Genomic DNA, 23449 nt, shown 5'->3' with positions numbered 1-23449 from the left:
GCACTCATGGCTAAGAAGCCGGTCAAAATCACCAAGGGAGCGCCAGCTAAAGGGGAGCCCGCGAGCCAGGGTCGGACGGCCGAGGCTCCGGTCGCCGCCTCAAGCGCCGCCGTTCGCCCCGCGGTCATCGTCGTCGGCGCTGACAAGGGCGGCGTCGGCAAGACCACAATCGCCAGAGCGATCCTCGATTTCCTTTCGCTCAATGACATCCATGCGCGCGCTTTCGATACCGAAACGCCGCGCGGAACGCTGCATCGTTTCCACCCCGACGAGACGATGATCGTCGATCTGACCGAACCGTCGGATCAGATGAAGATTATCGACACGCTGAATACGTCGCAGGCCAAGGTCAGCGTCATCGACGTGCGCGCCGGCGGTCTGAGCCCGGCGCTTCAGGCTCTCGACGAGATCGGATTTTTCGACGCAGTGAAAAGCGGCGAATTCCGCTTCGTCCTGCTGCATGTGATCGGCTCCTCCATCTCTTCGCTGGAGGAAATCGCCGAGATTGCGCCCTATGTCGCGGACGCCAATTATTTCATGGTGAAGAATCACGTCAACGACACGACCTTCTTCGAGTGGGATCCGCAGACCCACGCGAAATATTTCGAGGATGTGGTCACTTCAGGCGAGATCACCATCCCCAAACTTAGCGAGCTCGCCTACGAGCAGGTCGAACTGTCTGGCGCGCCATTCTCGACATTCATCGCGAATCAGGATGCGCAGGGCCGGCCTGCCGAACATTCCTTTGTGTTGCGCGGTTATGTCCGGACCTGGCTGGCGCGCGTCGCCGACGAGTTCGAACGAGTGGGCCTACTCGATCTTGTCGGCGAAAAGAGGCGATAGCGGCCGCGGGCGCGCGCCATTCTTCGCGAAGGCCATATGACGCGCCGCACGCTAGCGTTCTTCGTTTGCTCTCCGCATTCACGAACGGGCGTGACCACGGCGGCGCGTTTGCTCACCGACTATTATCTTTGGCGCAATGTCGGCGTCGAGGGCTTCGACACCGATGTCCGCGAGCCGGTCTATGCGCTGTTCTTTCCGGAACGGACGCGCGTCGCCGATCTGAGCGACGTGAAAGGACAGATCTCCCTCTTCGACCGCCTGCTCGTCGCCGACGAAAGGCCGAAGATCGTGGACGTCTGTCATCGCTCCTATGAACGCCTGTTCACGACCATCGCAGAAATCGGCTTTCTCGAAGAAACACGGCGGCAGGGCGTCGAGCCTGTCGTGCTCTTTCAGACGGATGCGACGCAGAGCGCGGCGAATGGCGCGCTCGTCCTGAAGACCACATGGCCCGACCTTACGATGAGCGTCATTCACAATCGCGGCGCCTCGCCGCTTGGCCAGGACTCGCTCGCGGTGCTTGCACGCTACCCTCCAAGCGGCAAGTTTGTGATCCCGCGCCTCGAGGCGCCGGTGGCGCGAGCGCTCGACGATGTCGGTCTGTCGCTCTCCGCCTTGATGAGCGACGCGCCGCCAGCAAACTCCTTCGCGGTTCGCAACACGCTCAAATCATGGCTCTTGCCGATATTCACTCAGTTTCAGAGCTTCGAACTGCGGCTGGAGCTGCAGTCGGGCAAATGTCTCGGTTAGGGATCGCGTCGTGGAATACCGCAAGCTCGGAAACAGCGGCCTCTCCGTCTCGGCGATTTGCCTGGGGTCCATGACCTGGGGACAGCAGAACAGCGAGGCCGAAGGTCACGCCCAATTGGACTATGCGTTTGATTGCGGCGTCAATTTCATCGACACGGCGGAAATCTATTCCATCCCGTCAAGACAAGAGACTCAAGGCTCGACCGAGCGCATTATTGGAAGCTGGCTTACCGCGCGCAAGAACCGCGATAAGGCGATCATCGCCACCAAGGTCGCCGGGCGTGGCGACGCCAATTGGTTGCGCCCCGAGCGGGCCGGAACCGTTCTCGACGCCAAGAATATCGATTATGCGATCGATGGTTCGCTCAAGCGACTGCAGACCGACTACATCGATCTTTATCAATTGCATTGGCCGGATCGCTCATTGCCGCTTTGGGGCGCAGGCGGCACGACCTATCGACGACCGACAAAACGGGACGAAATTCCAATTGAAGAAACGCTCGAAGCGCTGACGCGCCTCGTTAGCGCCGGAAAGGTTCGCCACATCGGCCTGTCGAATGAAACGCCATGGGGCGTCGCGCGTTTCCTGCGCGCCGCCGAACTCGGCCATGGGCCACGCGTCGTTTCGATTCAAAACGCGTATAATCTCGTCAACCGCACGTTCGAGATCGGCCTTGCTGAATTCGCCGAGCGCGAGCGCGTGGGATTGCTCGCCTATTCGCCGCTCGCGCAAGGCTACCTTACCGGCAAATACCAGGGCGGCGCGCGGCCGCCCGGCGCGCGCACCACGCTATTCGAGCGCGCGCAGCGTTATGAAAAGCCAGGAGTCGAACACGCAATCGCCGCCTATCTGGCGCTGGCGCGAGATGTCGGCGCCGATCCGGCGCAACTCGCGATCGCCTTCGTCACCTCGCGGCCCTTCGTGACGTCGAATATCATCGGCGCAACGACGATGGCGCAGCTCAAGACCGACCTTGCTTCGATCGAATTCAAGATCACGCCTGAAATCGAGCGGCGCATCGACGCCGTCCACCATCTCTACAGCAATCCTGCGCCATGACCGCAAGCGCAATTCTTCGCGAAGAAACAGCCGAAGATCATCCGGCCATACGCGCGTTGCTGCTCACAGCCTTCCAACGATCGGGCGAGGCTGAACTCGTCGACGCGCTGCGCAAGGAAGGCGACTTGGTCTTCGGCTGCATCGCCGCCATTGACGGCGTCATCGTCGGCTACGCCGCCCTGTCCCGGATGAGCGCTGCCTTTCCGGCGCTCGGGCTCGGTCCTGTCGCCGTCGCCGCCGCGCATCGCAGCAAGGGCGTCGCCAGCGCTCTTTTGCGCTGGAGCTTGGCGCGTGCGCAGGACGACCAGTGGCGCGCGATTTTTGTATTGGGCGACGGCGCCTTTTATGGCCGCTTCGGATTTCGACCCGAGCCTGCGGCCGGTTTTGCTTCGCCCTACGCAGGACCGCATTTCCTGGCGCTGGCGCTCAACGGCGCGCTTCCGGCTGCGGAAGGAACTGTCGACTATGCGCCAGCTTTCGGCCGGATCTGCGGCCGACCGTCAGGCGTGTCCGGCGTTTGACGACAGCCGTTCGGGATCGACGCCGATCGAGCGCAATGCGCGCGAGTATTTCGTCCCAAGGTCTCGGTCAAACAGCAAGGCGGGATCGGCAGGGCAATTCAGCCAGCCGTTTCGCTGTATTTCTTCTTCGAGCTGACCCGCGTCCCAGCCTGCATAGCCGAGCGCGAGCAGCGCCCGGTCGGGTCCGTGTCCTGCCGCGATGGCGCGCAAAATGTCGATGGTCGCCGTGAGAGACACGCCGTCGTCGATCGGCAGGGTCGAATTGTCCAGGAAGAAATCGGGCGAATGCAGCACGAAGCCGCGGTCGGTCTGCACCGGTCCGCCCGACAGAACCTGAATGTCTTCAGCGCGGCGCGGCAGGCTGATGCGCTCCTGCGGGGCGATCACTTGCAGCTGCACCAGCAGATCGGGGAAATTGCGCACGCGGGCCGGCTGATTGACGACGATGCCCATGGCGCCTTCTTCGGAATGGGCGCAAAGATAAATCACCGACCGAGCGAAGCGCTGATCCAACATGCTCGGCATCGCGACCAGCAACTGGCCGTCGAGAAAGCGGCGCTCGCCAGGCCGACGGCCACGGCGCTCGCTCGCGGTCGCCGCGAAATCTTGCTTCTTGCCGCCTGGGCTCATAGGGTCATGCTACGCTCGCCGCGTCTCGAGAACAAGCGGCGCCGATGACGTAACTAACTGCCTTGACTGAGGGACGGGCCGCCGCAAACCGATGACGCGCTCAAAATTCCTGTTACTCGCGCCGCTAGCCGCCGTAACGCTCGCGCAGGGCCTTTTGACCGAGTCGCTCGCCAAGGACGCGGCCTTCGCCTCTGCGGTCGTTAAGGGCGCGGCGTCCAGTGCCCGGCTTCTGGCGGCCGGCCCTCCGCAGGGCGGCGCTTATCGCGCCGCCGTCGAAATCGCGCTCGATCCTCAAACGGTCACTTACTGGCGCCAGCCCGGCGAGGCAGGCTCGCCGCCGGCGTTCGATTTTTCGAAATCCGTCAATGTCGCCAAGGTCGAACCGTCATTTCCCGTGCCCAAGCATATCGACGAGGCCGGAACCGTCGTCGCCGGCTATGAGTCGCGCGTCGTGCTGCCTTTGACGGTGACGCCCCGCGACTCGAACGCGCCGGTAACGCTCAATCTCGTGCTGGACTATGCGTCCTGCGGCAAGATCTGCCTGCCCGCACGCGCCGATCTGTCGCTGGAGCTGCCACGCGAGGGCGATTCGCCGCATGCGGCGGCGATCGCGGAGGCGGAACGGCTCGTGCCGAAAAAGCTCAGCGCGGAGGAAGCGAAGAAGCGCGTTGCGCTGTCGCGCAGCGGCGCGGATGGATCATGGCGGCTTCGCTATCTCGGTCCCGGCAAGGCGACGGACGTCTTTGCGGAAGCGGCGGAGCCGTTCTTCATCGAAAGCACGCGGGCGGGAGAAGTTTTCGAGCTTAAGCTTTTTTCCGGCGACGCGCCGGCTAAGGCTGCCGATGCGACGCTGACGATCATCACCGACGCCGGCGCTTTCGAAGCTCCGACGCGACTCGAATGACGGCGCGCTTCGCGCCTCGCCCTACTCCACTCCCGCGTCGATTGGGGCGGCCGGCTCGTGATCGAGCTTTGGCGTGCGCTTGAACGTCGATTTGCGTCCGCGCAGAGTCTGCAAGATTTTGGCGCCATTGGCGAAGGCGAGATAGATCATCAGCGGCGGAATCGACGCGACGGTCTTCAGATAGTCGGCCACAGTCCCGCGTCTTAACGCCAGATAGGGCGGAAGCGTAATGCCGATCGCCACCAAGCCCGTCATAACGCCGACAATCTCCAGCAGGTAGGCGTACGGCGAGAGAGAACCGTGCAGGATTCCGCCTAGAACAAAGGCGATGAAGCCGATTGCCGCAGCCGGAAAGAAAATCTGATGGGCGATGAGGGAGATCGCCATCAGGCGGCGCGTCAGACTCCACGGCGAGCGCCAGATCGGCAGAATAGTTTTCTGCGCGACCTGAACGAAGCCATTCGACCAACGCCTTTGCTGGCGGCGGAAGTCGCGGATCCCTTCCGGCACCTGACCGGGGATCGGCGGCTCGGAGACAAACAGCCCATGCCATCCATTAAGCGCCGCGCGCACGGTGAGATCGAGGTCCTCGCATAGCGAATAGTCCGACCAGCCGCCGGCGTCGTCGATCGTCGCGCGCCGCCATATGCCGCCGGTGCCGTTGAACTGGAAGAGCCAGCCGGCATGCGCGCGCGAGCGCTGCTCGACGAGATAATGTCCGTCCTGCACGAGACCCTGCGCGCGCGTCAGCCAGTTCTTTTCGAAATTCTGGAACTCGCAGCGCGACTGCACAAACCCGACGCGATCGTCGGTCAAAAAAAGCGGGACCGTTCGCCTGAGCCAATTGGGCGGCGGACGGAAGTCGGCGTCGAGCATCGCCACAAAGGGTTCATCGGTGATCGCGAGGCCGTGCGCGCAGGCGCCCGCCTTAAATCCCGAGCGGTCGGCGCGCCGCACATGGTCGATCACGGCGCCGCAGGCGCGAAGCTCCGCCGCCACCGCATCGGCGCGCGCGCTCGTCTCGTCGGTGGAATCGTCGAGAAGCTGAATGCGCAGCCTGTCCTTGGGCCAGTCCAGAAGCACGACGCAGCGCAATGATTGCTCGGTGACGAGCGGCTCGTTGAACACGGGGATTTGAAGCAGCACTCGCGGCAAATCCCGGTCAGGCGTCGCGGGCGCTTCCGAATCGCGCACGCGCCGCAGCTGGTCGTAACAGAAGCGGCCGATGACGATGAGATAACCGATCCCGATCGCGAGCAGTATCGAGGCGCAGACAATCACGACCGCGTCGACAAGGAATTGAAAAAGCCCCAGCACCAAACGGCCTATCCTTCTTCATGCGGAACCGGCGGAGGTTTAGCCCCGGCGCGCGCATTCACGCTGTCCTTCGCCCAGACCACCTGGTCGGTGACCCAGGCGTTCAACCAGACCGCCAGCATCGTCGCCTCGCGAACCACGAACACCGCGGGCGCCGCCCAAGATAACTGCCATCCTTTCGCCATGGAAAGCAATGTCTCGAGCGCAAACCACAGCAAAAGCGTCGCCGACCCGGCGACGGTGGGGGCTAGGCCGAGGAGCGGGGCGGCGAGGGCTGAGGCGATAACTGCCGGAACCGCTTGGCATATTGGCTCGGCCAAGAATGAAATGAGTTCGTCGTTGCGGCGGATAACCATCCAACGCAATTGCCGGTGATAAACATCGACAAAGTGGCGAGCGCCAAGCTCCTGCCGGACGGGTCTATGGGAGAAAACCGGCCACTTGCCGATCCGTCGCATCGCCTTCGCCAGGGCGTTGTCTTCGCCGACCGTATGGGAAATCGCGTCGAAGCCGCCCGCGCGCAGGAAGTCGGATCGCCTGAATAGCATGATTTTTCCGATGCCGTGTCCCTGCCCCAACGCGGAGGCGAGAAACAGCACGCGCGCATGCGGACCGTTGATGATCGCCGCCTCGACATGGGCGGCGAAATTTTCAAGCCGCGCACAGTAAGGAATGGCGCAAACCAGCCCGACTTCATCTGTCAGCTGTCTCATATGCTGCGTCAACGCATCCGGCTCAAGCAGTACATTGGCGTCCTTCACGAAGATGACGTCTTGCGCCGCCTGCATGACGGGCGCGTAAAGATTGTCGACCTTCGGACTGACCGCGAATTTCGCCGTCGAAAGGAGAATGCGCGAAGGCGCGGTCGGATGGCGCGCGAGAATGACGCGCATGCGCTGAACCGCAGGCGCATCGAGGTCGGTTGCGGACACCGTCACGTCGAAGTCGCGATAGTGCTGCGTCAGCGCGGATTCTTGCGTGCGGTCGAACCCTTTTTCGAGCAGCTTGACCGGAAGAATTATCGAGACCGGCGGCCGGTCTCGACGCGTGGCGCGGCGCGCGGCGATCCAAGGTTGCGCGATTGTCGCCGCAACAGAGGCGACCAGCAGCGCCATCGCGATGAGCCAATAGACCGCCGCCGTCCACGTGATAACGTCGAAGATCACCTTTCCCCGCGCTCCGACGTCTCCGGCACTTCGGCGGGAAACTGGCGCAGGGCGCCGTCGACGAGCGCCGCCGGCAAGAGGGAGAAGAGGCGCATCGCCCAATACATATACCGCGGAAAGGCGATGACGTTGCGCCGGCGTTCGAGCCCATTCTTGATGATGCGTGCGGCTTCTTCGTCGGAAAGAGCGCCCGGTTGCCAGGATTCGACGCCCGCCGACGCTGATGTCTTTGCGATGGCGCGCGCCGAAAAGGGCGTCTTCACAATGGTGCGCGCCGACATGGGCGTCTTCACATAGCCCGGCACGATTAGCGCGACATGCACGCCATAGGGCGCGAGTTGGGCGCGCAGGCAGTCCGCCCACATGTGAACGCATGCCTTCGCCGCGCAATAGGCGGGCGAATGGGGGAGCGCGCGCACGCCGGCCATCGAGCCCACGATGGCGATGGCGCCTCGTTTACGCGTGCACATCGGCAATATGGCGGGCTCGACGGCGTTGAAGACCCCTGCGACATTGATCGCGAGCATGGCGCGCACCGCCTCGGGCGTTTCGAGAATCTGGCCGGGCGACAGTCCGGTCGACACGCCGGCGTTGGCGACGAGAAGGTCGAGGGGGCGGTTGTCATGCGCAGACTGAACGATGCGCGCCATCGCTTCGCGATCCCGCACGTCGGCGACATGAGTCTCGGCCTCTTCCGCGCCGTCGGCGAGACAGGCGCGCGCGGTCGCCTCAAGCCGCTCGGCGTCCCTGCCTAGCAAGACAAGGCTCGCGCCCTCGCGCGCATAGGCGAGCGCCAGCGCGCGCCCGATCCCGCTGGAGGCGCCGGTGATAAAAACGCGAACGGCGCTTTTAGGCATCTGAAGACCGCGTTGCGCTGAGCAGCCGGAAATTCATGTCGCCGCCTTCGGCCGCAGAGTGGCTTCGCCGACAATGCCCGGCGCCCGAGCCGCGCCATAAGCCGTAAGTCGGACGAAAATCTCGTCGTCGCTCGCGCGCAGCACGCGTCCCGACAGCCTGACGGTCTCCCCGCGCAAAATCGGCTGCACGAACTTTCCAGCAAGCGAAGCGATGACGAGGTCTCCGCGCCACGCTCTCAGCATCGGTTCAAAGGCGGCAAGAAGCTTCATACCGTGCACCGGCGGCGCGGCCAGGCCGATCGCTTCCGCCACTGCATCATCGAGATGCAGGGGATTAGCGTCGCCCGACACCTCGGCGTAACGCACGAGCGAAGACGCATCGAAAGGACCAATGACGGTCTCCGGCAATTGGTCGCCGACCTTGATGGCGTCGCTCATGACGCGCTCCCAAATCCGGCGCGCGGGACCAGCCGCAACAGGGTTTCGATTCGCGCGCAGGTTTCGCCGCCAGGCGTCGCGACAATCGCCGCCATGATCAGGCGCGGCGGCGCTTCCTCGCGGCTCATGGTGACGCTCAAATCATAGCTCTCTCCGGCGACGAGAGGCTTGTCATAGGAGAAGCTTTGCGACTCATGCACGGGCACGACGTCAAGTTCGGCGCAGAGGTCGTGCACCGCTGAAAAAAGCGAGGGCTCGCTAAGCCAGACGGCGGGATAGGCGAGCGGCACGCTCGCGCAGTCGCCACCCGTTTCCCGCGCGTACGCCGCGACGCGCGCCGGATCGACGCGCAGCCGAAACGGACCCAGGGCGCGCAGCGGCTCAAGCGGCATGACGCACGATCAACACGGCGTTGATCCCCCCGAAAGCGAAAGAATTCGACATTGCCGCATCGATCTTGTGCTGGCGCGCGGCGTTGGGGACAACGTCGAGCGGGCATTTGGGATCGCGCTCCAGGAAATTGATCGTCGGCGGCGCGATTTGTTCGCGAAGCGCCTTAATGGTGATGACGAGCTCCAGGCCGCCGCTCGCGCCGAGCGCGTGACCGTGAATGGGCTTCGTCGACGACACCGGCACCACGCGCCCATAGTCGCCAAACACGCGCAAAATCGCCTCGGCTTCGGTGATGTCGTTCGCGTGAGTCGCGGTGCCATGCGCGTTCACGTAGTGAATCTGCTGCGGCTCCATTTCGGCGTCTTCCAGCGCCAAAGCGATCGAACTTGCCGCGCCTTCGAGATCGGGGCGCACCGGGTCCTTGGCGTCGCTCGTGGTTCCGTAGCCGGCGAGTTCGCACAAGGGTTCGTGGCCCCGCGCCCGCGCCGACTCCTCTGTTTCGAGAATGAACACGGCGGCGCCTTCGCCAAGCGACATGCCGTTGCGGCCCTTCGAAAAGGGGCGGCACAGACTTGGCGTCAACACGCGCAGGCCCTCCCAGGCGCGGATTGTCGCATTGATGACGCAGGCTTCGGCGCCGCCGACGATCGCCTTGTCCACGAGGCCTTGTCTGATCATCTGCATGCCGAGTCCGATCGACTGCGTCGCCGACGAGCAGGCGCTGCCTATGGCGAAGGTCGGGCCGAGGCAGGAATAGCGCATGCCGATCGTCGCGGGCGCGGCGCTCGGGATGAGCTTGGGGACGCTGAGCATCTCGGGCCGCGTTCCTTCGACATAATATCGATAGATGCCGTCCTCGATCGTCGTCATGCCGCCGATGCCGGAGCCGATGATGACGGCCGTTCCGGGCCCGGCGACGTCTTTGCGCCCAAACCCCGCCTGCGCCATCGCTTCGTCGGCCGCGACGACGCAGAACTGCGTAAAGGGATCGCAGAACGGAAGGACATTGGCTTCGATGTGTTCGGCCGGATCGAAGTCGGGCACCTGCGCAGCCATTTTGATACGGCCGTCGTAAGGGCGTTCGGTCTTGAGCGGACGAATCTGGCCGACGCCGTCGCGCGCCGCTTCCCAGAGCTTTTGCGCGCCGACGCCCGAGGCGCAGACAGCGCCCATGCCGGAAATAACGACGCGGCGCCCTTGGGGGCGCGCTCGCGAGAACGCCATTTACTGTTTCTCGCGTTCTTTCTGAATATGATCTGCGATCGCCTCGATCAGACTTTTAACGTCCTTGGCTTCCTGCAGCGATCCATCCATCGGGATATAGACATTAAACTTCTCTTCGAGCGCCGTGAGAATCATAACTATATCCACGGATTTGAGATCGAGACTTTCAATCGACGCGTCGGGAGTGATCTTGCTTCGATCGACCATCCCTTCCGATGCGATCACCTCTACGATCTCGTCGACGAGCTGACTCTTGTCCTGCACATTGTCTGTCACGAGTCCCTCCATTTCAGGGGTTCTTCGCCGCCTGGCGATGGCCCGCGCGGCGCTTTGACGCGGCGACGCCGATCCGACGCCTCTCATCGGGCCGCACGGCCGGACCGCCCGACTCTTACTCCCGCCATTCCGCTCTCACGCGCCGCTCACCCGCCCGAAGCGCGATCGGCACTGGTTAAGGCGTTTGGCCCCGAAAATAAAGCCCGCTCCGCAATTGACGGATTTGCAGTGGCCCGGCGGACGGGTTCATGCGAAAAGGCCGCGCGAAACAACGGAGGGCGACGGCGAACATGACGGGACAGGAGACGGCGCTGGCGGGTGCTTTTCCACAGGCCACCGAAGCCCAATGGCGCGCTCTCGTCGAGCGCGCGCTCAAAGGCGCGTCCTTCGAAACGCTCGTCTCCAGGACCTATGACGGTCTTTCCATTGGGCCGCTCTACGCCCACGCCGCAGGTTCGCCCGTCCCGGCCCTGCGGACGAACCCCGGGCGCTGGGCCATACTCGCGCGCGTCGACGTCTCCGACGCCGACGCCGCCAACCGCTTGGCGCTGCACGATCTCGATGGCGGCGCCGACGGACTCCATCTTGTCTTCGCCGGCGCGATCGGCACCTATGGCGGAGGACTCGCCGGCGACGACGATGACGCGATCGCCCACACGCTCGCCAATGTTCGTCTCGACTACGGCATTCCCATAACGCTTGACCATTCGCCGCGCGCGCCTCGCGCCGGCGCGGCGCTCATGCGCCTCATCGACCGTCGCCACATCGAACCGTCGCTCACCCGAGTTTCGATGGGCTTCGATCCCCTTGGCGCACAGGCGCGGCACGGGTTCGCCGCGGAGCCGTGGTCGCAAGCCTCCAAAAGCTTCGCGCGGGACGTGAGGGCCGCTGCGGACGCCGGCTACGGCTACGCGACTGCGGTGGCGGACGCCCGCGTCGTGCATGCGGCCGGCGGGACCGAGTCGCAGGAGCTCGCTTTCGCGCTGTCGTCGGCGCTCTCCTATCTCCGGGCCTTGGCTGACGCCGGAGTCGATCTCGATCGGGCGCGGCGCCTGATCGCCTTCCGATTCAGCGCTGACGCCGACGAATTGCTGGGCGTCGCCAAATTCCGAGCGGCCCGGCGCCTCTGGTCGCGGGTCGAAGAGGCCTGCGGCGTCAATCCAATGCCGACGCTGGTTTTCGCAGAGACAGCTTGGCGGATGATGTCGCGTCGCGATCCTTGGAACAATATTCTGCGCGGGACGCTCGCCGCCTTCTCGGCGGCGGTCGGCGGCGCCGACGCCGTCTCGGTGCTGCCGTTCACTCAGGCTTTGGGCGCTCCCGATGAATTTGCCCGACGGCTGGCGCGCGACACCCAGCTTGTCCTGCAAGACGAAGCCCATATCGACGCCGTCGACGATCCGACGAACGGCGCCGGCGGCTTCGAGGCGCTGACCAACGCGCTGTGCCAGCGGGCGTGGGCGCTGTTTCAAGAGATCGAAGCCGAAGGCGGTCTCGCCAAGGCGCTTGAGACGGGAGCGTTCCAGGCGCGCGTCGCGGAGGCCGCGGCGCTGCGGGTGAAGAACACGGCTCGCGCCAAGGACAAGCTCATCGGCGCAAACCAGTTTCCCGACATAAACGAGGGCGCGCTCGAGGTTTTGGCGCCCTACGACGCGGCCGCCGAAAGCGTCGAGCCGCCGGAAGGCGGGCTAAGAAGCGCCGCGCTCGCGCCACATCGTCTTGCCGAGCCATTTGAGCGGCTGCGCGAGGAATCGGACGCTTATTTCGCCGACACGGGGCGCCGGCCCAATATTTTCCTGGCCAATCTCGGTTCGGTGGCCGCCTTCACGTCGCGGGCGAATTTCGCCAAGAACTTTTTCGAGGCCGGCGGCGTCGAGGCCGTTTTCGGCCCGGAATCCGAATCGACGATCGAAATCGTCAACGCCTACCGGGAATCCGGCGCCAAACTCGCTTGCATCTGCTCATCCGACAGGGTCTATGGAGACGCTGCGGAGACGGCGGCGCTTGCGCTCAAAGGCGCTGGCGCCAAAATTTATCTCGCCGGCCGGCCTGGGGAACTCGAGGAGCGCTTGCGCCATGCCGGCGTGACCGAATTTATCTACGCAGGCTGCGACATGCATGGCGCGCTGCGAGGCGCGCTTTCGGAGGCCAAATGAGAATTCTAGCGTTGGCGCTTGCAGCCTGCGTGGCGGCTGGGGGCGCATACGCCAAACAGCCGCACGGCCAAAAGGCCAAGCCGGAGAACGAACAGACGCTTTCAGGCCCGGTCGGCGATACGAACGGCAGATGGAGCATCGAAGCCGCGACGACGGTCGGCGAATGCCAGCTCTTGATCCCGCCGTCCTTCGACATCGTCGACAATAAGATCGCCGCCGCGCCCGGCCCTGCCGGCTCCGCCTGGGGCTATGTCGACGAAGAGGGAACGATCGTCGCAAGGTTCACGGGTGAAGGCGAGCGCGTCGTGCGCTTTCACGGAACGCTTCGCAACGGCAAGGGCTCCGGCGCGTGGTCGTCGTCGACCGACCTTTGCGGCGGAACCTGGCGCGCGACGCGCGGCGACGCTGTGGGGCAATAAGCGCTGCGGCTATCGCCGCGGGCGCTCCTCGAAATAGCTGTCGTCGTCGCCCTGAATCAAACCATCGGACGCCATCGGACGCGCCGCCTGCACGACCGTCGGGGCCGCCTGATCGGCGCCGACTGAGCGCAGCCCGAGCCCGTCGCGCTGATAGATGTCCTCGCGGAACTGGGTGACCCCGTCCGGCGTCGCCCACGCCGTGACATAGACCCAGTAAACCGGCACGGCCGGCGTGATCTTGACGTCCACGCGCTCGCCGGAAGCGATGACCTGGTCGATATGGTCGCGGTCCCAACCCGGCGTCTCCTTCAAGAGCCAGGCGACATAGTCGCGAACGTTCTGAAGCCGGATGCAGCCCGACGAGACGAAGCGGAAATCGTCGCCGAAAACGCCCTTCGCGGGCGTGTCATGCATATAGACCCCATAGGGGTTGGCGATATCGATGCGCACCACGCCGAGCGAGTTGAAGTCGCCGCCGATGTCCTGGCGGAACCGGAAATTGAGCGCATCGAGCGAGCGCCAGTTGATCTGCTCGGGCTGCAGCTCCTGATTGTCCTTGTTGTAAACACGGATGTGATTGGCGTTGAGATAGTTTGGATCCGCCTGCATCTTGGGGATGAGGTCCTTGCGGATCACCGACGCCGGCACGGTCCAGAACGGATTGAAATTGACCTGGATCGCCTTGGTCTGCATCACCGGCGACTGCCGGTCGATCTTGCCGACGCCCGCCATGTGATGGGTCATGACCTCGCCGTTCTCCACGGTCTCCACCGTAGCGGCGGGGATATTCGCGGTGACGTAGCGGTTGCCGAGTTCGCGGGAAAAGCTGCGCAAACGCACGAGGTTGGTTTCGAGCTGCTGCAGCCGGGTCTCGGCCGGAACATTCATCGCCTGGACCGTCTGCTGATTGACGACTCCGGTCGCGATGACGCCATGACGGGCCTGGAATCGACGCACCCCCGCCTCGACATAAGAGTCGAACACCGGGCTTGCGCCGGTTTCGGGCCCGATGTCGCCCGAGGCGATCAGCCGACGGCGAAGAGCCGAGACGGCCGGTCCGTTCGAGCCGAGCCGCAATTGCTGACCCGAGGGCACCTGCGGCCAGCCGCCATTGCCGACGATTTCGCGAAAGCGCTGGATCGCAGCTTCCGTCGCGGCCACCGTCTGGGTCGAAAGTATGGGAGTGGTCGAACGCGACACGGTGAGGCGGGCGTCGGCGTCATAGCGCTGCGCCCACTCGGCCTGTCCATCCTGTTCCAAAGCGGCGCAGGCCGGCGCGAGCGCGACTGCGCCGACGACAAGCGCAACGCCGCGGACAAACTGCAAAAATGCGGATTCTCGCACAGATCGCTCCAATCGCATCGCCGGAAAGCGCCCCGGCGGTCAAGCCAAAAGACGACGCGTCTAGAGGACTGCGCCGACTGTTTTGATCGAGTTGTGCATCTTCGACGTTAACAAGGCGCGAATAGTCCGGCGATTTTGTGACTGCGTGCTCGATCGCGCTGCCTTTGGGCGTAAGCGCCTAAATCAAGATTAATCGATCAATCTCAAACGCTTAGAATACGCGCTGCGCCAACCACCGGGGTTCCGCATTTTCGCGAGCCGCGCTCAATGGGGCGAGGCGCGGGGCTCAGTCCACCCGGACCCATCCACTCATGCCCAGACGCTCTTGAGGCAGGAAGCGGGACTTATATTCCATTTTGCGCGAACCTTCGACCCAATAGCCAAGATAGACGTGCGGCAGGCCGAAGCTGCGGCCGCGCTCGGCATGATCGAGAATCATGAAGGCTCCAAGCGAGCGGCACTCCAGTTCCGGCTCGTAGAAGGAATAGACCATCGACAGCCCGTCAGAGAGCCGGTCGGTCAGGCAGCAGGCGACCAACGCGCCGATCTCGCCATTTGCGCGCACGAGACGATATTCGATGAGCCGCGTGTCGACGTGGCTGTCTTCGATCATCATTTGATAATCGACCATGCTCATGTCGGCCATGCCGCCGTCGGAATGGCGGGCGCCGACATAGCGGCGAAACAAGGCGTATTGCTCATGCGTCGCGCGCGCCGGAAGGGTTTCGGCGACAAGATCGGCGTTCCGCCTGCGGATGCGCCGCATCCCGCGCGAGGGGCTGAACTCGTCGATCTTCACCCGCACGGAAACGCAGGCTCGACACTGCTCACAGGCCGGGCGGTAGGCGATGGTCTGCGAGCGGCGAAAGCCAGATTGGGTCAACGTGTCGTTGAGCGCCGGCGCTCGAAGTCCGATCAGATGAGTGAAGACCTTCCGCTCCTCCCGGCCCGGCAAATAAGGGCACGGCGCCGGAGAGGTCAGATAGAATTGCGGCGCGTCGCGCGGCTCTTTCGTCACGCTCTATGATCCCAGATACGAAGTTAATCTAGAGCTCTCATGCGGCGCACGCCACAGTCTGATTTGCAGCCCCGAAGGTGCAAAAATTAAGACGAGCGCCGCAAAACGATTACGTCGGCAAGGATGTCGTGCAGGCAGCGCTTGTCACTCGTAAACAGCGACACGAGCAGCAGCGGCGGGAACAGCCAGGTAAGGTAAAATAGCACAGCGTGCATGGCCGCCTGCAGAAACGGCACGGGATTTCCGTCCATAGCGCGGATCTCCAGATCCATGAACGCCATTCCAGGCGTCGCCATTCGCGGTCCGGAGACCGTCAGGCCGTTATAGAAGAATGCGACGACGGGAAACAGCGGCGGCAGGAGGAACGCCGACAGTCCGGCGCTAAGAATGAGGAGCGCGACGAAAAGCGCCGCCGACATGCCGGAGACGAGGATCAAGTCCAGCATGACGGCCATAATGCGGCGCGTGCGCACGCCCTCGAGCGCCTGAGGCGGAATGTATGGCGCGGCGCGCGCGCCGATCGGGTTGATCGGCGGCTCTCGGCTGGCGGTAAAGGGATCGCGCTCGGTCATCAACTTAACGCCTTTCGGTTGGCCCGCCAAAGATCGGCTGCCTAGAAGGCGGTTTCAAGTGCGCGCTCGGGGTGCGGAATTCGGGGATTAGTCGGCGCGCCGTCTTGACGGGCGCGGCTGGTTTGGCGCAAGGCTCCCGCCCAGCCGGCGCGCGCCCCCTGCCCGCCCGGAGCAGCCTCGGGAATGCACATGACCAGTAACGCCGTCGACGGCGGACATTTGCGCGCCTTCATCGAGAGGATCGAGAAGCTCGAGGAGGAAAAGCGCGCGATCGGCGACGACATCAAGGATGTCTACGCGGAAGCAAAGGGGACCGGGTTCGATCCCAAGGTGATGCGCAAGATCGTGTCGATACGCCGTTTGGATAAGCACAAGCGGCAGGAGGAGGAGGAAATCCTCGACCTCTATCTCTCCGCGCTCGGCATGGAATAGCCTCCTCCGGACGTCGAAACGACTTGACCGTTACACGGCAGGCGTTTTGGCGGGGCTAAGTCGAGGCGCAGAATGGATTTTGGCGCGCAGGACGACATCGTGCGCTTTCTCGCCTCGCTCGACGGCGGCGCGGAGCGGATCGTCACGACTCACATCTCCGTCGTCGCGCTGTGCCGGACGCACGCCTACAAGCTCAAGAAGGCGGTGCGCTTTTCCTATCTCGATTTCTCGACGCCGAGCCGCCGATTGGAGATGTGCGAACGCGAAGCGGCGCTCAACACGCGCTTCGCGCCCGAACTTTATCTCGGTGCGCATCGCGTGACCCGCGAGGCGGACGGCGGGCTGGCGCTCGATGGTCCAGGCGAAACGATCGACGCGGTGGTCGTCATGCGGCGCTTCGCCGACGCCGATCTCCTCGAACAGATCGCAACGGACGGCCGCCTGACGGGCGCAATGGTGGAGGCCTTGGCGCGTCGAGTCGCGAAGACCCACGACGAGGCGGCGCCGGACTATGAGAAGGGCGGCGCGGCGTCGATGCGCCGAACGCTCGACGACACGGCTCAGAGCCTGCGCCATGCGGGGGCCGCAAGCGCGGAACAGATCGACGCGCTCGTCGCGCGGCTGGGCGATGAGCTGGATGCGCAATCTGCGCTTCTCGACAGGCGCAAGGCGCATGGCAAGGTGCGCCGCTGCCACGGCGATCTGACGCTGCGCAACATCTGTCTGTTCGACGGCGCGCCAACCCTCTTCGACTGTCTCGAATTCGATGAGGAGCTCGCGACCATCGATGTGCTCTACGACATCGGCTTCCTGCTGATGGATTTTTGGCGAATCGGCGCGCCCGCCTTCTCGAATCTCGCCTTCAACCGCTATCTCGACGCACGCGACGAGACCGACGGCCTGCCGCTGCTCCCCTTTTTCATGTCGCTGCGCGCCGCCATACGCGCCCATGTCGAAGCCTCGCAGCAAAACGCCGAACGCGCGCGCCTCTATTTCGGTCTCGCGATGACGCTGCTCGCGCCGGCCAAAGGCGCCGTCATCGCGATTGGCGGCCTCAGCGCGTCGGGCAAGTCGAGCGTCGCCGCAGCGCTCGCGCCATTGATCGGATGCGCGCCCGGCGCGCGCGTCATCAACAGCGACCGAATCCGCAAGCGGCTCTTTGGCGTCCCGCCGACCGCGCGTCTGCCGCAGGAAGCCTATGCGAGCGCCGTGTCGGCGAAAGTTTACGGCGAGATGTTCGATTCGGCGGCGCTAATAGCCGCGCTCGGCTGGCCGGTCATCGTCGACGCCGTCTTCGATCGTCCTGAAGACCGCGAAGCGATCAGAGCCGCGGCCGACCGTGCGCGCGCGCCGTTCCTTGGCGTCTGGCTCGATCTCGATCTCGCGCGGCGCGTGGCGCGCGTCGACGCACGCGTCGACGACGTGTCGGACGCCACCCGCGACGTGCTGAAGGCTCAAATGGAGAAAGCGACCGGCGCGATCGCATGGCTCAAGGTCGACGCTTCGAAAGATAGGGAATCGATTGCCGCCCAGATCAAGAACGTTTTTGAGTCCCGCCACACGTTACCCTTACGGGAATGATGCACGCATAATGAGCCCACTCGCGCCAGCAGCGTGGATTGCTTCGGCGCCGTTGCGCCTCGCAACGACGGCCCCATGTCGAGCTATGGAATAAGCACTGCCGCGCCCTGCAGCCGACCCTCGCGCAGATCGGCGAGCGCCTCATTGGCCTGCGCCAGAGGATAGCGCGTCGTATGCATTTTCAGCGGTAGCGTCGGCGCCAGTGCGAGAAATTCACGCGCATCTTCGCGCGTGAGATTGGCCACCGAAAGCAGCCGCCGTTCCTCCCAGAGCAGCGCGTAGGGAAAGCTCGGAATGTCGCTCATGTGAATGCCGCCGCAAACCACGGCGCCGCCCTTCTTTGTCGCGCCGAGCGCGCGCGGCACGAGGGCGCCGACCGGCGCGAAGATCAGCGCGGCGTCGAGCGGCTCCGGCGAGGGCGCGTCGGAGTCCTGCGCCGACGCCGCGCCAAGCGAAAGCGCAAAATCGGCGGCGGCCCGATCGCCCGGCCGAACGAAAGCGTGAACGCGCTTGCCTTGAACGATCGCGACCTGGGCGATGATATGCGCGGCGGCGCCGAAGCCGAAAATGCCGATCGCTTCCGCCGGACCGGCCATCTTCAACGTGCGCCAGCCGATGAGGCCCGCGCACAGTAGCGGCGCGAGCGTCGCCGGATCGCCGCTTTCCGGCAACGGAAAACAATAGGAGGCGTCGGCGACCGCGTGGGTCGCATAGCCGCCGTCGCGCGTATACCCGGTAAAGCGCGGATCATCGCACAGATTTTCGCGCGCGCTCATGCAATAGGCGCAATGGCCGCAGGTGTGGCCGAGCCAGGGAACGCCGACCCGCTGTCCAAGTAGAACGCCGGTCACGCCCGCGCCGATCGCGTCGACGCGCCCGACGATTTCATGGCCCGGAATGATGGGAAGCTTCGGCTGCGTGAGTTCGCCGTCGACGGCATGGAGATCGGTGCGGCAAACGCCGCAAGCTTCGACCTTGAGCCGCACTTCGCCGGCTCGAGGCGACGGCGCCGGCCGTTCTTCCAAGACAAGCGGCGCATGGGGCGCCGGCAGAACCATCGCCGACATCGTTTGCGTCATTTTCCCCCTCCCGAGGGAGGGGGCACATCAGCCAACCGCTTGATCAAGAAGATGCGCGCATGGCCAGGCGGAAAATCCGCGATCTCGCCCGCACGGGCAAAGCCGAGAGCTTCGTAAAAGGCGGCCGCCTGGGGATCGAATGTGTCGACATAGACCCCCAAGCAGCCGCCGTCCCTGGCGATCCGCTCGGCTTCCGCCATCAATCGGGCCCCCAAGCGACGCCCGCGCTGCGACGTCGCCACCCACAGATGGCGAACGTAGAACCAGCGCCAGTGCGAGACCCCGTTCAGGCCGGCGAGAAGCAGGCCCTGCGCATCATGCGCCGCGATGGCGACCGGCGTTTCATCGCGTGGCCCGAACCGAGTCGCGATCTCTTCGCCCAATCTCGCCGCAAGCTCGGCCGACTCCATAGGTTCGATCGAAAAAACGATCTTCTCACTCTCTTCGTTTTTGATCATGATCGCGCCGTGAGACGAGTCCTCGTCCTGCTACTGTGGGCGTGCGTCGCTTCCGCCGCAACCGCCCGCGGCGAAGACGAGTCCTGCGCGCCCGTCGACATCGCGCCAGGGCCGGCGCCGGCGCATGAGCGGGTGCACGACTACACGCCGATTTTCGAACGCTGCGCCAGGGAAGACGAATCGCGGCTCGCCATCCGGCGCATGAGCGTCAACGGGACGCCCCTGATCCTCACGGTCGACCCGCAATCGCTGCAGACCTCGCTCGAGCGCGCGGCGTGCTGGCGCTGCGAAGAGACAAGCGACGCGGCGCAGGCCGAGACGCGCTATCTCCAGGCGCTTCATCCGCCGCAAGACCCGACGCGTCCGCCGGCGCTCGTCAATGCGGGACTCATCCATGGCGCCGGCGACGGCGCCTTCGTCACCGGCGATCTCTGCCCGAGCCGTAAGCCGCTCGACCGTGGCTTTTTCGAAAAGCTCGCCGCCCAGGGGCCGCACACGCCCGTGATGCTCGCCGTCTCCGGCGGCTGGATCGCCCGCCACGGCGCGGACTTCGCCTGGCTGCGTGAGAAGACCAAAGCCGGGGCGCTCGACATCGCCTGGGCCAATCATTCCTTCAGCCATCCCTATGTTCGCCGCCTTCCGGACGGCCGGAATTACTTCCTGCGGCCGGGCGTCGACGTCGATCGCGAAATTTTCGAGACTGAAAAGCTCATCATCGCCGAAGGCGAAACGCCGTCGGCGTTTTTTCGCTTTCCGGGTCTCGTCGCCGACGCCGCGCTGCTGGAGCGCATCCGCAGCCGCCATCTCATCGCGCTCGGCGCCGACAGCTGGCTGGCGCTGGGGCTGCGGCCCCGCCCGGGCGCGATCGTGCTCGTTCATCCCAACGGCAACGAGCCGGTAGGGCTGAGGATTTTCTCGCGGCTCATCGATGCGGGCGCGATGCCTCTGCCGCTGCGGCCGATCAATCAGGCACCCTAGCGGGCAAACGCCCTTCATTGACAAGGTTTCCGGCGGCTCTTATCTCTCGCGCGGAAACGCCGCGTCGGTCTCGGCGCCCCGCCGCCATTGGGGCGATGTCGCAGGCGTATGTTATTCATGCATTAAGTGACGCTCCGCCGGCCGCCGTCCCCCGGCGCGCCGAGAAGGCGGCAGACGCTGCGCGGGAGAAAGGTTCGCAAGAATGATCGGCGCACTCGCCAAGAAGATTTTCGGCACGGCCAACGATCGCCGTCTCAAGACCTATGCGCCGAAAGTCAAGGCGATCAACGCGCTGGAGCCGGAAATCGAGGCGCTTTCCGACGACGAGCTGAAAGACCGCACCCGCCAGTTCCGCGAAGAGCTTGCCGCCGGCAAGGCTCTCGATGACCTGCTCGTTCCCGCTTTCGCCACGGTGCGCGAGGCGGCCAAGCGAACCCTCGGGCAGCGCCATTTCGACGTTCAGCTCATCGGCGGCATGGTGCTGCATGAAGGCGCGATCGCCGAGATGCGCACCGGCGAAGGCAAGACGCTCGTCGCTACCCTCGCCGTCTATCTCAACGCGCTCGCCGGCAAAGGCGTCCATGTCGTCACGGTGAACGACTATCTGGCCAAACGCGACGCCGAGTGGATGGGCCAGATCTACAAATTCCTCGGCATGACCGTGGGCGTCGTCGTGCACGACCTGATGGACGAGGAGCGCGGCGCGGCTTACGCCTGCGACATCACCTACGGCACCAACAACGAATACGGCTTCGACTATCTGCGCGACAACATGAAATATGAGTTCGCGCAGATGGTGCAGCGCGGACATAATTTCGCGATCGTCGACGAAGTGGACTCGATCCTGATCGACGAGGCGCGCACGCCACTCATCATTTCGGGCGCGATCGACGACAAATCCGATCTCTACAATACGATCGACAAGCTGATCCCCAAGCTCAACGCCGACGATTTCGAACTCGACGAGAAGCAGCGCACCGTCCATCTCACCGACGCCGGCAACGAGCATATGGAAGAGCTGCTGACCGAGGCCGGCGCGCTGACCGAAGGCGCGCTTTATGAAGCCCACAACGTCACGCTCGTGCATCACGTCAATCAGGCGCTGCGCGCGCATAAGCTGTTCCAGAAGGACAAGGATTACATCGTCCGCAAGGGCGAGGTGGTCATCATCGATGAATTCACCGGCCGCATGATGCCGGGCCGCCGCTATTCGGAAGGCCTGCATCAGGCGCTCGAGGCCAAGGAGCGCGTCCAGGTTCAGCCCGAGAACGTCACCCTCGCCTCGATCACCTTCCAGAACTATTTCCGCCTCTACGACAAGCTCGCCGGCATGACCGGCACGGCGGCGACTGAGGCGAACGAATTCGCCGAAATTTATAAGCTCGACGTCGTCGAGATTCCGACGAATCGTGAGGTCTGCCGCCTCGATCAAGATGACGAGGTCTATCGCAGCTCGAAAGAAAAGCTCGGCGCCATCGGCGCGGAGATTCAGGACGCGAACGGGCGGATGCAGCCGCTTCTCGTCGGCACCACGTCAATTGAAAAATCGGAGCAGTTGGCCGAGTTCCTGCTGTCGCAGGGCTACAAAATGATCGACTTCGCCGATGCAAAGGGCCTCACCAAACTGTATGAGGCCGCGCGCTCCGGCAAGCCCTCGAAACTCTTCGCCGTGCTCAACGCGCGCTTCCACGAACAGGAAGCCTATATCGTCGCGGAAGCCGGCGTGCCCGGCGCGATCACCATCGCCACCAATATGGCCGGCCGCGGCACCGACATTCAGCTTGGTGGCAATGTCGAGATGCGCGTGACCCAGGAATGCGCCGGCCTCGAAGGCGACGCCCGCGCCAAAAAGGAAGCGGAAATTCGCGAGGAGGTCGCCGACTTCAAGGAGAAGGCGATCGCCGCCGGCGGCCTCTATATCATCGGCACCGAACGTCACGAGAGCCGCCGCATCGATAATCAGCTGCGCGGCCGATCCGGACGCCAGGGCGACCCGGGCCGCTCAAAGTTCTTCCTGTCGCTGCAGGACGACCTCATGCGCATCTTCGGCTCCGAGCGCATGGATTCGATGCTGGTGAAGCTCGGCCTGCAGGAGGGCGAAGCCATCGTCCATCCATGGATCAACAAGGCGATCGAGAAGGCGCAGCATAAGGTCGAGGCGCGCAACTTCGACATCCGCAAGAATATCCTCAAGTTCGACAACGTCATGAACGACCAGCGCAAGGTGATCTTCGAGCGCCGGCGCGAAATCATGAACGAGGAAAGCGTCGAGGAGCAGGTCGCCGACATGCGTGCCGACGTCGTCGACGCGATGGTCTCGCAGCATATCGCGCATGACGCCTACGCCGAGGCTTGGGACGTCAAGGGTCTCGCTGAAGAAGTGACCGCGAAGCTCAATCTCGACCTCCCTGTCGCCGACTGGGCCAAGGAAGAGGGCATCGCCGACGAGGAGATCAAGGAGCGCCTGCTGGAAGCGGCCGACGGCGCCTATGGCGAGCGCGTCGAGAAAAACACCGAGCCGCTGATGCGCATGATCGAGAAGCAGGTGGTGCTGCAATCCCTCGATACGCTCTGGCGCGAACATCTCGTCGCGCTCGATCATCTTCGACAGGTGATCGGTTGGCGCGGCATGGCGCAGCGCGATCCGCTCAATGAATACAAGTCCGAGGCGCTCGAACTGTTCAAGAGCCTGATGACGCGCTGGGACGAAACGGTGACCGCGCAACTGATGCGCGTCGAAGTCTCCTTCGAGGCGCCGCCTTCCGCGCCGCCGGAATTGCCGCCGATGGAAATGTCGCATCCCAATCCCGAGGCGCTGATCGGCGGCGGACAGCAAACGGCGCTCAACGAACTCAATGCGCGTCTGGCGACGGCGGATTTCTCGGCGCGCGGGCTCGCCGATGGCGAAGCGGCGACCGCGCAGCAGCGCGACCCGGCCAATCCCGGGTCCTGGGGCAAGGTCGGCCGCAACGAGCCCTGCCCGTGCGGCTCCGGCAAGAAATACAAGCATTGCCACGGCGCTCTGGTCTAAGC

General features: G+C 64.2%; 24 protein-coding genes. 11 read left to right on the top strand and 13 right to left on the bottom strand.

The features are described 5' to 3' along the window. The first annotated feature begins 6 nt into the window (after positions 1 to 6). The 4 genes from QZ964_RS10990 to QZ964_RS10975 all read left to right on the top strand — a co-directional run bounded on the left by QZ964_RS10990 (position 7) and on the right by QZ964_RS10975 (position 3174). The gene (locus QZ964_RS10990) at positions 7 to 843 is read left to right on the top strand and encodes a hypothetical protein (protein WP_292531651.1); all 837 of its coding nucleotides are present in this window, start codon (positions 7 to 9) and stop codon (positions 841 to 843) included. Positions 844 to 933: 90 nt separating this feature from the next. Then, on the top strand, positions 934 to 1593 hold the full coding sequence (locus QZ964_RS10985; protein WP_292531649.1) for a hypothetical protein: 660 nt from the start codon (positions 934 to 936) through the stop codon (positions 1591 to 1593). A gap of 10 nt (positions 1594 to 1603) precedes the next feature. Next, positions 1604 to 2653 (top strand): aldo/keto reductase, encoded by a 1050-nt coding sequence (locus tag QZ964_RS10980; RefSeq protein WP_292531648.1) that lies wholly within the window; start codon positions 1604 to 1606, stop codon positions 2651 to 2653. Beyond that, positions 2650 to 3174 (top strand): GNAT family N-acetyltransferase, encoded by a 525-nt coding sequence (locus QZ964_RS10975; RefSeq protein WP_292531647.1) that lies wholly within the window; start codon positions 2650 to 2652, stop codon positions 3172 to 3174. The genes QZ964_RS10980 and QZ964_RS10975 overlap by 4 nt, the downstream gene beginning before the upstream one ends. Here the strand turns inward: QZ964_RS10975 and QZ964_RS10970 are convergent. After that, entirely contained in the window at positions 3154 to 3804 is a 651-nt protein-coding gene (locus QZ964_RS10970) for a YqgE/AlgH family protein (protein ID WP_292531645.1), read from the bottom strand. The genes QZ964_RS10975 and QZ964_RS10970 overlap by 21 nt on opposite strands. 91 nt (positions 3805 to 3895) lie before the next feature. Between QZ964_RS10970 and QZ964_RS10965 the strand changes: the two genes are divergently transcribed. Further along, positions 3896 to 4708 (top strand): protein-disulfide reductase DsbD domain-containing protein, encoded by an 813-nt coding sequence (locus tag QZ964_RS10965; protein WP_292531644.1) that lies wholly within the window; start codon positions 3896 to 3898, stop codon positions 4706 to 4708. 21 nt (positions 4709 to 4729) lie between these two features. On the opposite strand, the gene QZ964_RS10960 is transcribed toward QZ964_RS10965, so the two are convergent. The 7 genes from QZ964_RS10960 to QZ964_RS10930 are packed head-to-tail and all read right to left on the bottom strand — an operon-like array spanning position 4730 to position 10379. Beyond that, positions 4730 to 6025, bottom strand: a complete 1296-nt coding sequence (locus QZ964_RS10960; RefSeq protein WP_292531642.1) for a glycosyltransferase family 2 protein — start codon at positions 6023 to 6025, stop codon at positions 4730 to 4732. An 8-nt stretch (positions 6026 to 6033) separates the two neighbouring features. Beyond that, positions 6034 to 7191, bottom strand: coding sequence for a glycosyltransferase (locus QZ964_RS10955; protein WP_292531640.1), 1158 nt, complete (start codon positions 7189 to 7191; stop codon positions 6034 to 6036). Beyond that, complete coding sequence (locus QZ964_RS10950; RefSeq protein ID WP_292531639.1) at positions 7188 to 8048, bottom strand: SDR family oxidoreductase; 861 nt, start codon at positions 8046 to 8048, stop codon at positions 7188 to 7190. The genes QZ964_RS10955 and QZ964_RS10950 overlap by 4 nt, the downstream gene beginning before the upstream one ends. 33 nt (positions 8049 to 8081) lie before the next feature. Continuing rightward, a complete protein-coding gene (locus QZ964_RS10945; protein WP_292531637.1) occupies positions 8082 to 8486 on the bottom strand; it encodes a MaoC family dehydratase in 405 nt (134 codons plus the stop codon). Next, on the bottom strand, positions 8483 to 8878 hold the full coding sequence (locus QZ964_RS10940) for a hypothetical protein (RefSeq protein ID WP_292531635.1): 396 nt from the start codon (positions 8876 to 8878) through the stop codon (positions 8483 to 8485). Before QZ964_RS10940 ends, QZ964_RS10945 begins: the two co-directional genes overlap by 4 nt. Continuing rightward, positions 8868 to 10103 carry a beta-ketoacyl synthase gene (locus tag QZ964_RS10935; RefSeq protein ID WP_292531634.1) on the bottom strand — a complete coding sequence of 412 codons (1236 nt, stop codon included), beginning with the start codon at positions 10101 to 10103 and terminating at the stop codon, positions 8868 to 8870. The genes QZ964_RS10940 and QZ964_RS10935 overlap by 11 nt, the downstream gene beginning before the upstream one ends. Beyond that, entirely contained in the window at positions 10104 to 10379 is a 276-nt protein-coding gene (locus QZ964_RS10930) for an acyl carrier protein (RefSeq protein ID WP_292531633.1), read from the bottom strand. A gap of 290 nt (positions 10380 to 10669) precedes the next feature. On the opposite strand from QZ964_RS10930, the gene QZ964_RS10925 reads away from it, so the two are divergent. Next, on the top strand, positions 10670 to 12535 hold the full coding sequence (locus tag QZ964_RS10925) for a methylmalonyl-CoA mutase family protein (RefSeq protein ID WP_292531632.1): 1866 nt from the start codon (positions 10670 to 10672) through the stop codon (positions 12533 to 12535). Then, complete coding sequence (locus QZ964_RS10920) at positions 12532 to 12954, top strand: hypothetical protein (RefSeq protein WP_292531631.1); 423 nt, start codon at positions 12532 to 12534, stop codon at positions 12952 to 12954. Before QZ964_RS10925 ends, QZ964_RS10920 begins: the two co-directional genes overlap by 4 nt. Positions 12955 to 12963: 9 nt before the next feature. Here QZ964_RS10920 and QZ964_RS10915 read toward each other — a convergent pair whose 3' ends face one another. The 3 genes from QZ964_RS10915 to QZ964_RS10905 all read right to left on the bottom strand — a co-directional run bounded on the left by QZ964_RS10915 (position 12964) and on the right by QZ964_RS10905 (position 15888). Next, entirely contained in the window at positions 12964 to 14316 is a 1353-nt protein-coding gene (locus QZ964_RS10915) for a L,D-transpeptidase family protein (protein WP_292531630.1), read from the bottom strand. A gap of 268 nt (positions 14317 to 14584) precedes the next feature. Beyond that, positions 14585 to 15316: an arginyltransferase gene (locus QZ964_RS10910; protein ID WP_292531629.1), complete on the bottom strand. Its 732-nt coding sequence runs from the start codon at positions 15314 to 15316 to the stop codon at positions 14585 to 14587. Between the two features lie 86 nt (positions 15317 to 15402). Continuing rightward, entirely contained in the window at positions 15403 to 15888 is a 486-nt protein-coding gene (locus QZ964_RS10905; protein ID WP_292531628.1) for an RDD family protein, read from the bottom strand. A gap of 183 nt (positions 15889 to 16071) precedes the next feature. Between QZ964_RS10905 and QZ964_RS10900 the strand changes: the two genes are divergently transcribed. Beyond that, complete coding sequence (locus QZ964_RS10900) at positions 16072 to 16320, top strand: DUF2312 domain-containing protein (protein WP_292531627.1); 249 nt, start codon at positions 16072 to 16074, stop codon at positions 16318 to 16320. Between the two features lie 72 nt (positions 16321 to 16392). Beyond that, positions 16393 to 17901 carry a bifunctional aminoglycoside phosphotransferase/ATP-binding protein gene (locus QZ964_RS10895; RefSeq protein ID WP_292531626.1) on the top strand — a complete coding sequence of 503 codons (1509 nt, stop codon included), beginning with the start codon at positions 16393 to 16395 and terminating at the stop codon, positions 17899 to 17901. A gap of 83 nt (positions 17902 to 17984) precedes the next feature. Here QZ964_RS10895 and QZ964_RS10890 read toward each other — a convergent pair whose 3' ends face one another. Beyond that, complete coding sequence (locus QZ964_RS10890) at positions 17985 to 18968, bottom strand: zinc-dependent alcohol dehydrogenase family protein (RefSeq protein WP_292531668.1); 984 nt, start codon at positions 18966 to 18968, stop codon at positions 17985 to 17987. An 8-nt stretch (positions 18969 to 18976) separates the two neighbouring features. Continuing rightward, positions 18977 to 19438 carry a GNAT family N-acetyltransferase gene (locus QZ964_RS10885; RefSeq protein ID WP_292531624.1) on the bottom strand — a complete coding sequence of 154 codons (462 nt, stop codon included), beginning with the start codon at positions 19436 to 19438 and terminating at the stop codon, positions 18977 to 18979. Positions 19439 to 19447: 9 nt separating this feature from the next. Here QZ964_RS10885 and QZ964_RS10880 point away from each other — a divergent pair, with 9 nt between their 5' ends. Both QZ964_RS10880 and secA read left to right on the top strand, forming a co-directional pair. After that, positions 19448 to 20416: a polysaccharide deacetylase gene (locus tag QZ964_RS10880; RefSeq protein ID WP_292531622.1), complete on the top strand. Its 969-nt coding sequence runs from the start codon at positions 19448 to 19450 to the stop codon at positions 20414 to 20416. A 202-nt stretch (positions 20417 to 20618) separates the two neighbouring features. Beyond that, positions 20619 to 23447, top strand: coding sequence for a preprotein translocase subunit SecA (gene secA / locus QZ964_RS10875; RefSeq protein WP_292531621.1), 2829 nt, complete (start codon positions 20619 to 20621; stop codon positions 23445 to 23447). Positions 23448 to 23449 lie beyond the last annotated feature (2 nt).

This window comes from Methylocystis sp. (genome assembly GCF_021731785.1).
Classification (GTDB): domain Bacteria; phylum Pseudomonadota; class Alphaproteobacteria; order Rhizobiales; family Beijerinckiaceae; genus Methylocystis.
The sequence above is the reverse complement of the archived record's forward strand: the minus strand, read 5'-3'. Positions and strand labels throughout refer to the sequence as shown.

Excerpts from the sequence above, each read along its gene's own strand:
- QZ964_RS10885 (WP_292531624.1), bottom strand. The coding sequence starts at position 19,438 with ATGATCAAAAACGAAGAGAGTGAGAAGATCGTTTTTTCGATCGAACCT.
- QZ964_RS10965 (WP_292531644.1), top strand. The coding sequence starts at position 3,896 with ATGACGCGCTCAAAATTCCTGTTACTCGCGCCGCTAGCCGCCGTAACG.
- QZ964_RS10935 (WP_292531634.1), bottom strand. The coding sequence starts at position 10,103 with ATGGCGTTCTCGCGAGCGCGCCCCCAAGGGCGCCGCGTCGTTATTTCC.
- QZ964_RS10925 (WP_292531632.1), top strand. The coding sequence starts at position 10,670 with ATGACGGGACAGGAGACGGCGCTGGCGGGTGCTTTTCCACAGGCCACC.
- QZ964_RS10900 (WP_292531627.1), top strand. The coding sequence starts at position 16,072 with ATGCACATGACCAGTAACGCCGTCGACGGCGGACATTTGCGCGCCTTC.
- QZ964_RS10945 (WP_292531637.1), bottom strand. The coding sequence starts at position 8,486 with ATGAGCGACGCCATCAAGGTCGGCGACCAATTGCCGGAGACCGTCATT.
- QZ964_RS10890 (WP_292531668.1), bottom strand. The coding sequence starts at position 18,968 with ATGTCGGCGATGGTTCTGCCGGCGCCCCATGCGCCGCTTGTCTTGGAA.
- QZ964_RS10970 (WP_292531645.1), bottom strand. The coding sequence starts at position 3,804 with ATGAGCCCAGGCGGCAAGAAGCAAGATTTCGCGGCGACCGCGAGCGAG.
- QZ964_RS10990 (WP_292531651.1), top strand. The coding sequence starts at position 7 with ATGGCTAAGAAGCCGGTCAAAATCACCAAGGGAGCGCCAGCTAAAGGG.
- secA (WP_292531621.1), top strand. The coding sequence starts at position 20,619 with ATGATCGGCGCACTCGCCAAGAAGATTTTCGGCACGGCCAACGATCGC.
- QZ964_RS10920 (WP_292531631.1), top strand. The coding sequence starts at position 12,532 with ATGAGAATTCTAGCGTTGGCGCTTGCAGCCTGCGTGGCGGCTGGGGGC.
- QZ964_RS10915 (WP_292531630.1), bottom strand. The coding sequence starts at position 14,316 with ATGCGATTGGAGCGATCTGTGCGAGAATCCGCATTTTTGCAGTTTGTC.
- QZ964_RS10950 (WP_292531639.1), bottom strand. The coding sequence starts at position 8,048 with ATGCCTAAAAGCGCCGTTCGCGTTTTTATCACCGGCGCCTCCAGCGGG.
- QZ964_RS10895 (WP_292531626.1), top strand. The coding sequence starts at position 16,393 with ATGGATTTTGGCGCGCAGGACGACATCGTGCGCTTTCTCGCCTCGCTC.
- QZ964_RS10975 (WP_292531647.1), top strand. The coding sequence starts at position 2,650 with ATGACCGCAAGCGCAATTCTTCGCGAAGAAACAGCCGAAGATCATCCG.
- QZ964_RS10905 (WP_292531628.1), bottom strand. The coding sequence starts at position 15,888 with ATGACCGAGCGCGATCCCTTTACCGCCAGCCGAGAGCCGCCGATCAAC.
- QZ964_RS10940 (WP_292531635.1), bottom strand. The coding sequence starts at position 8,878 with ATGCCGCTTGAGCCGCTGCGCGCCCTGGGTCCGTTTCGGCTGCGCGTC.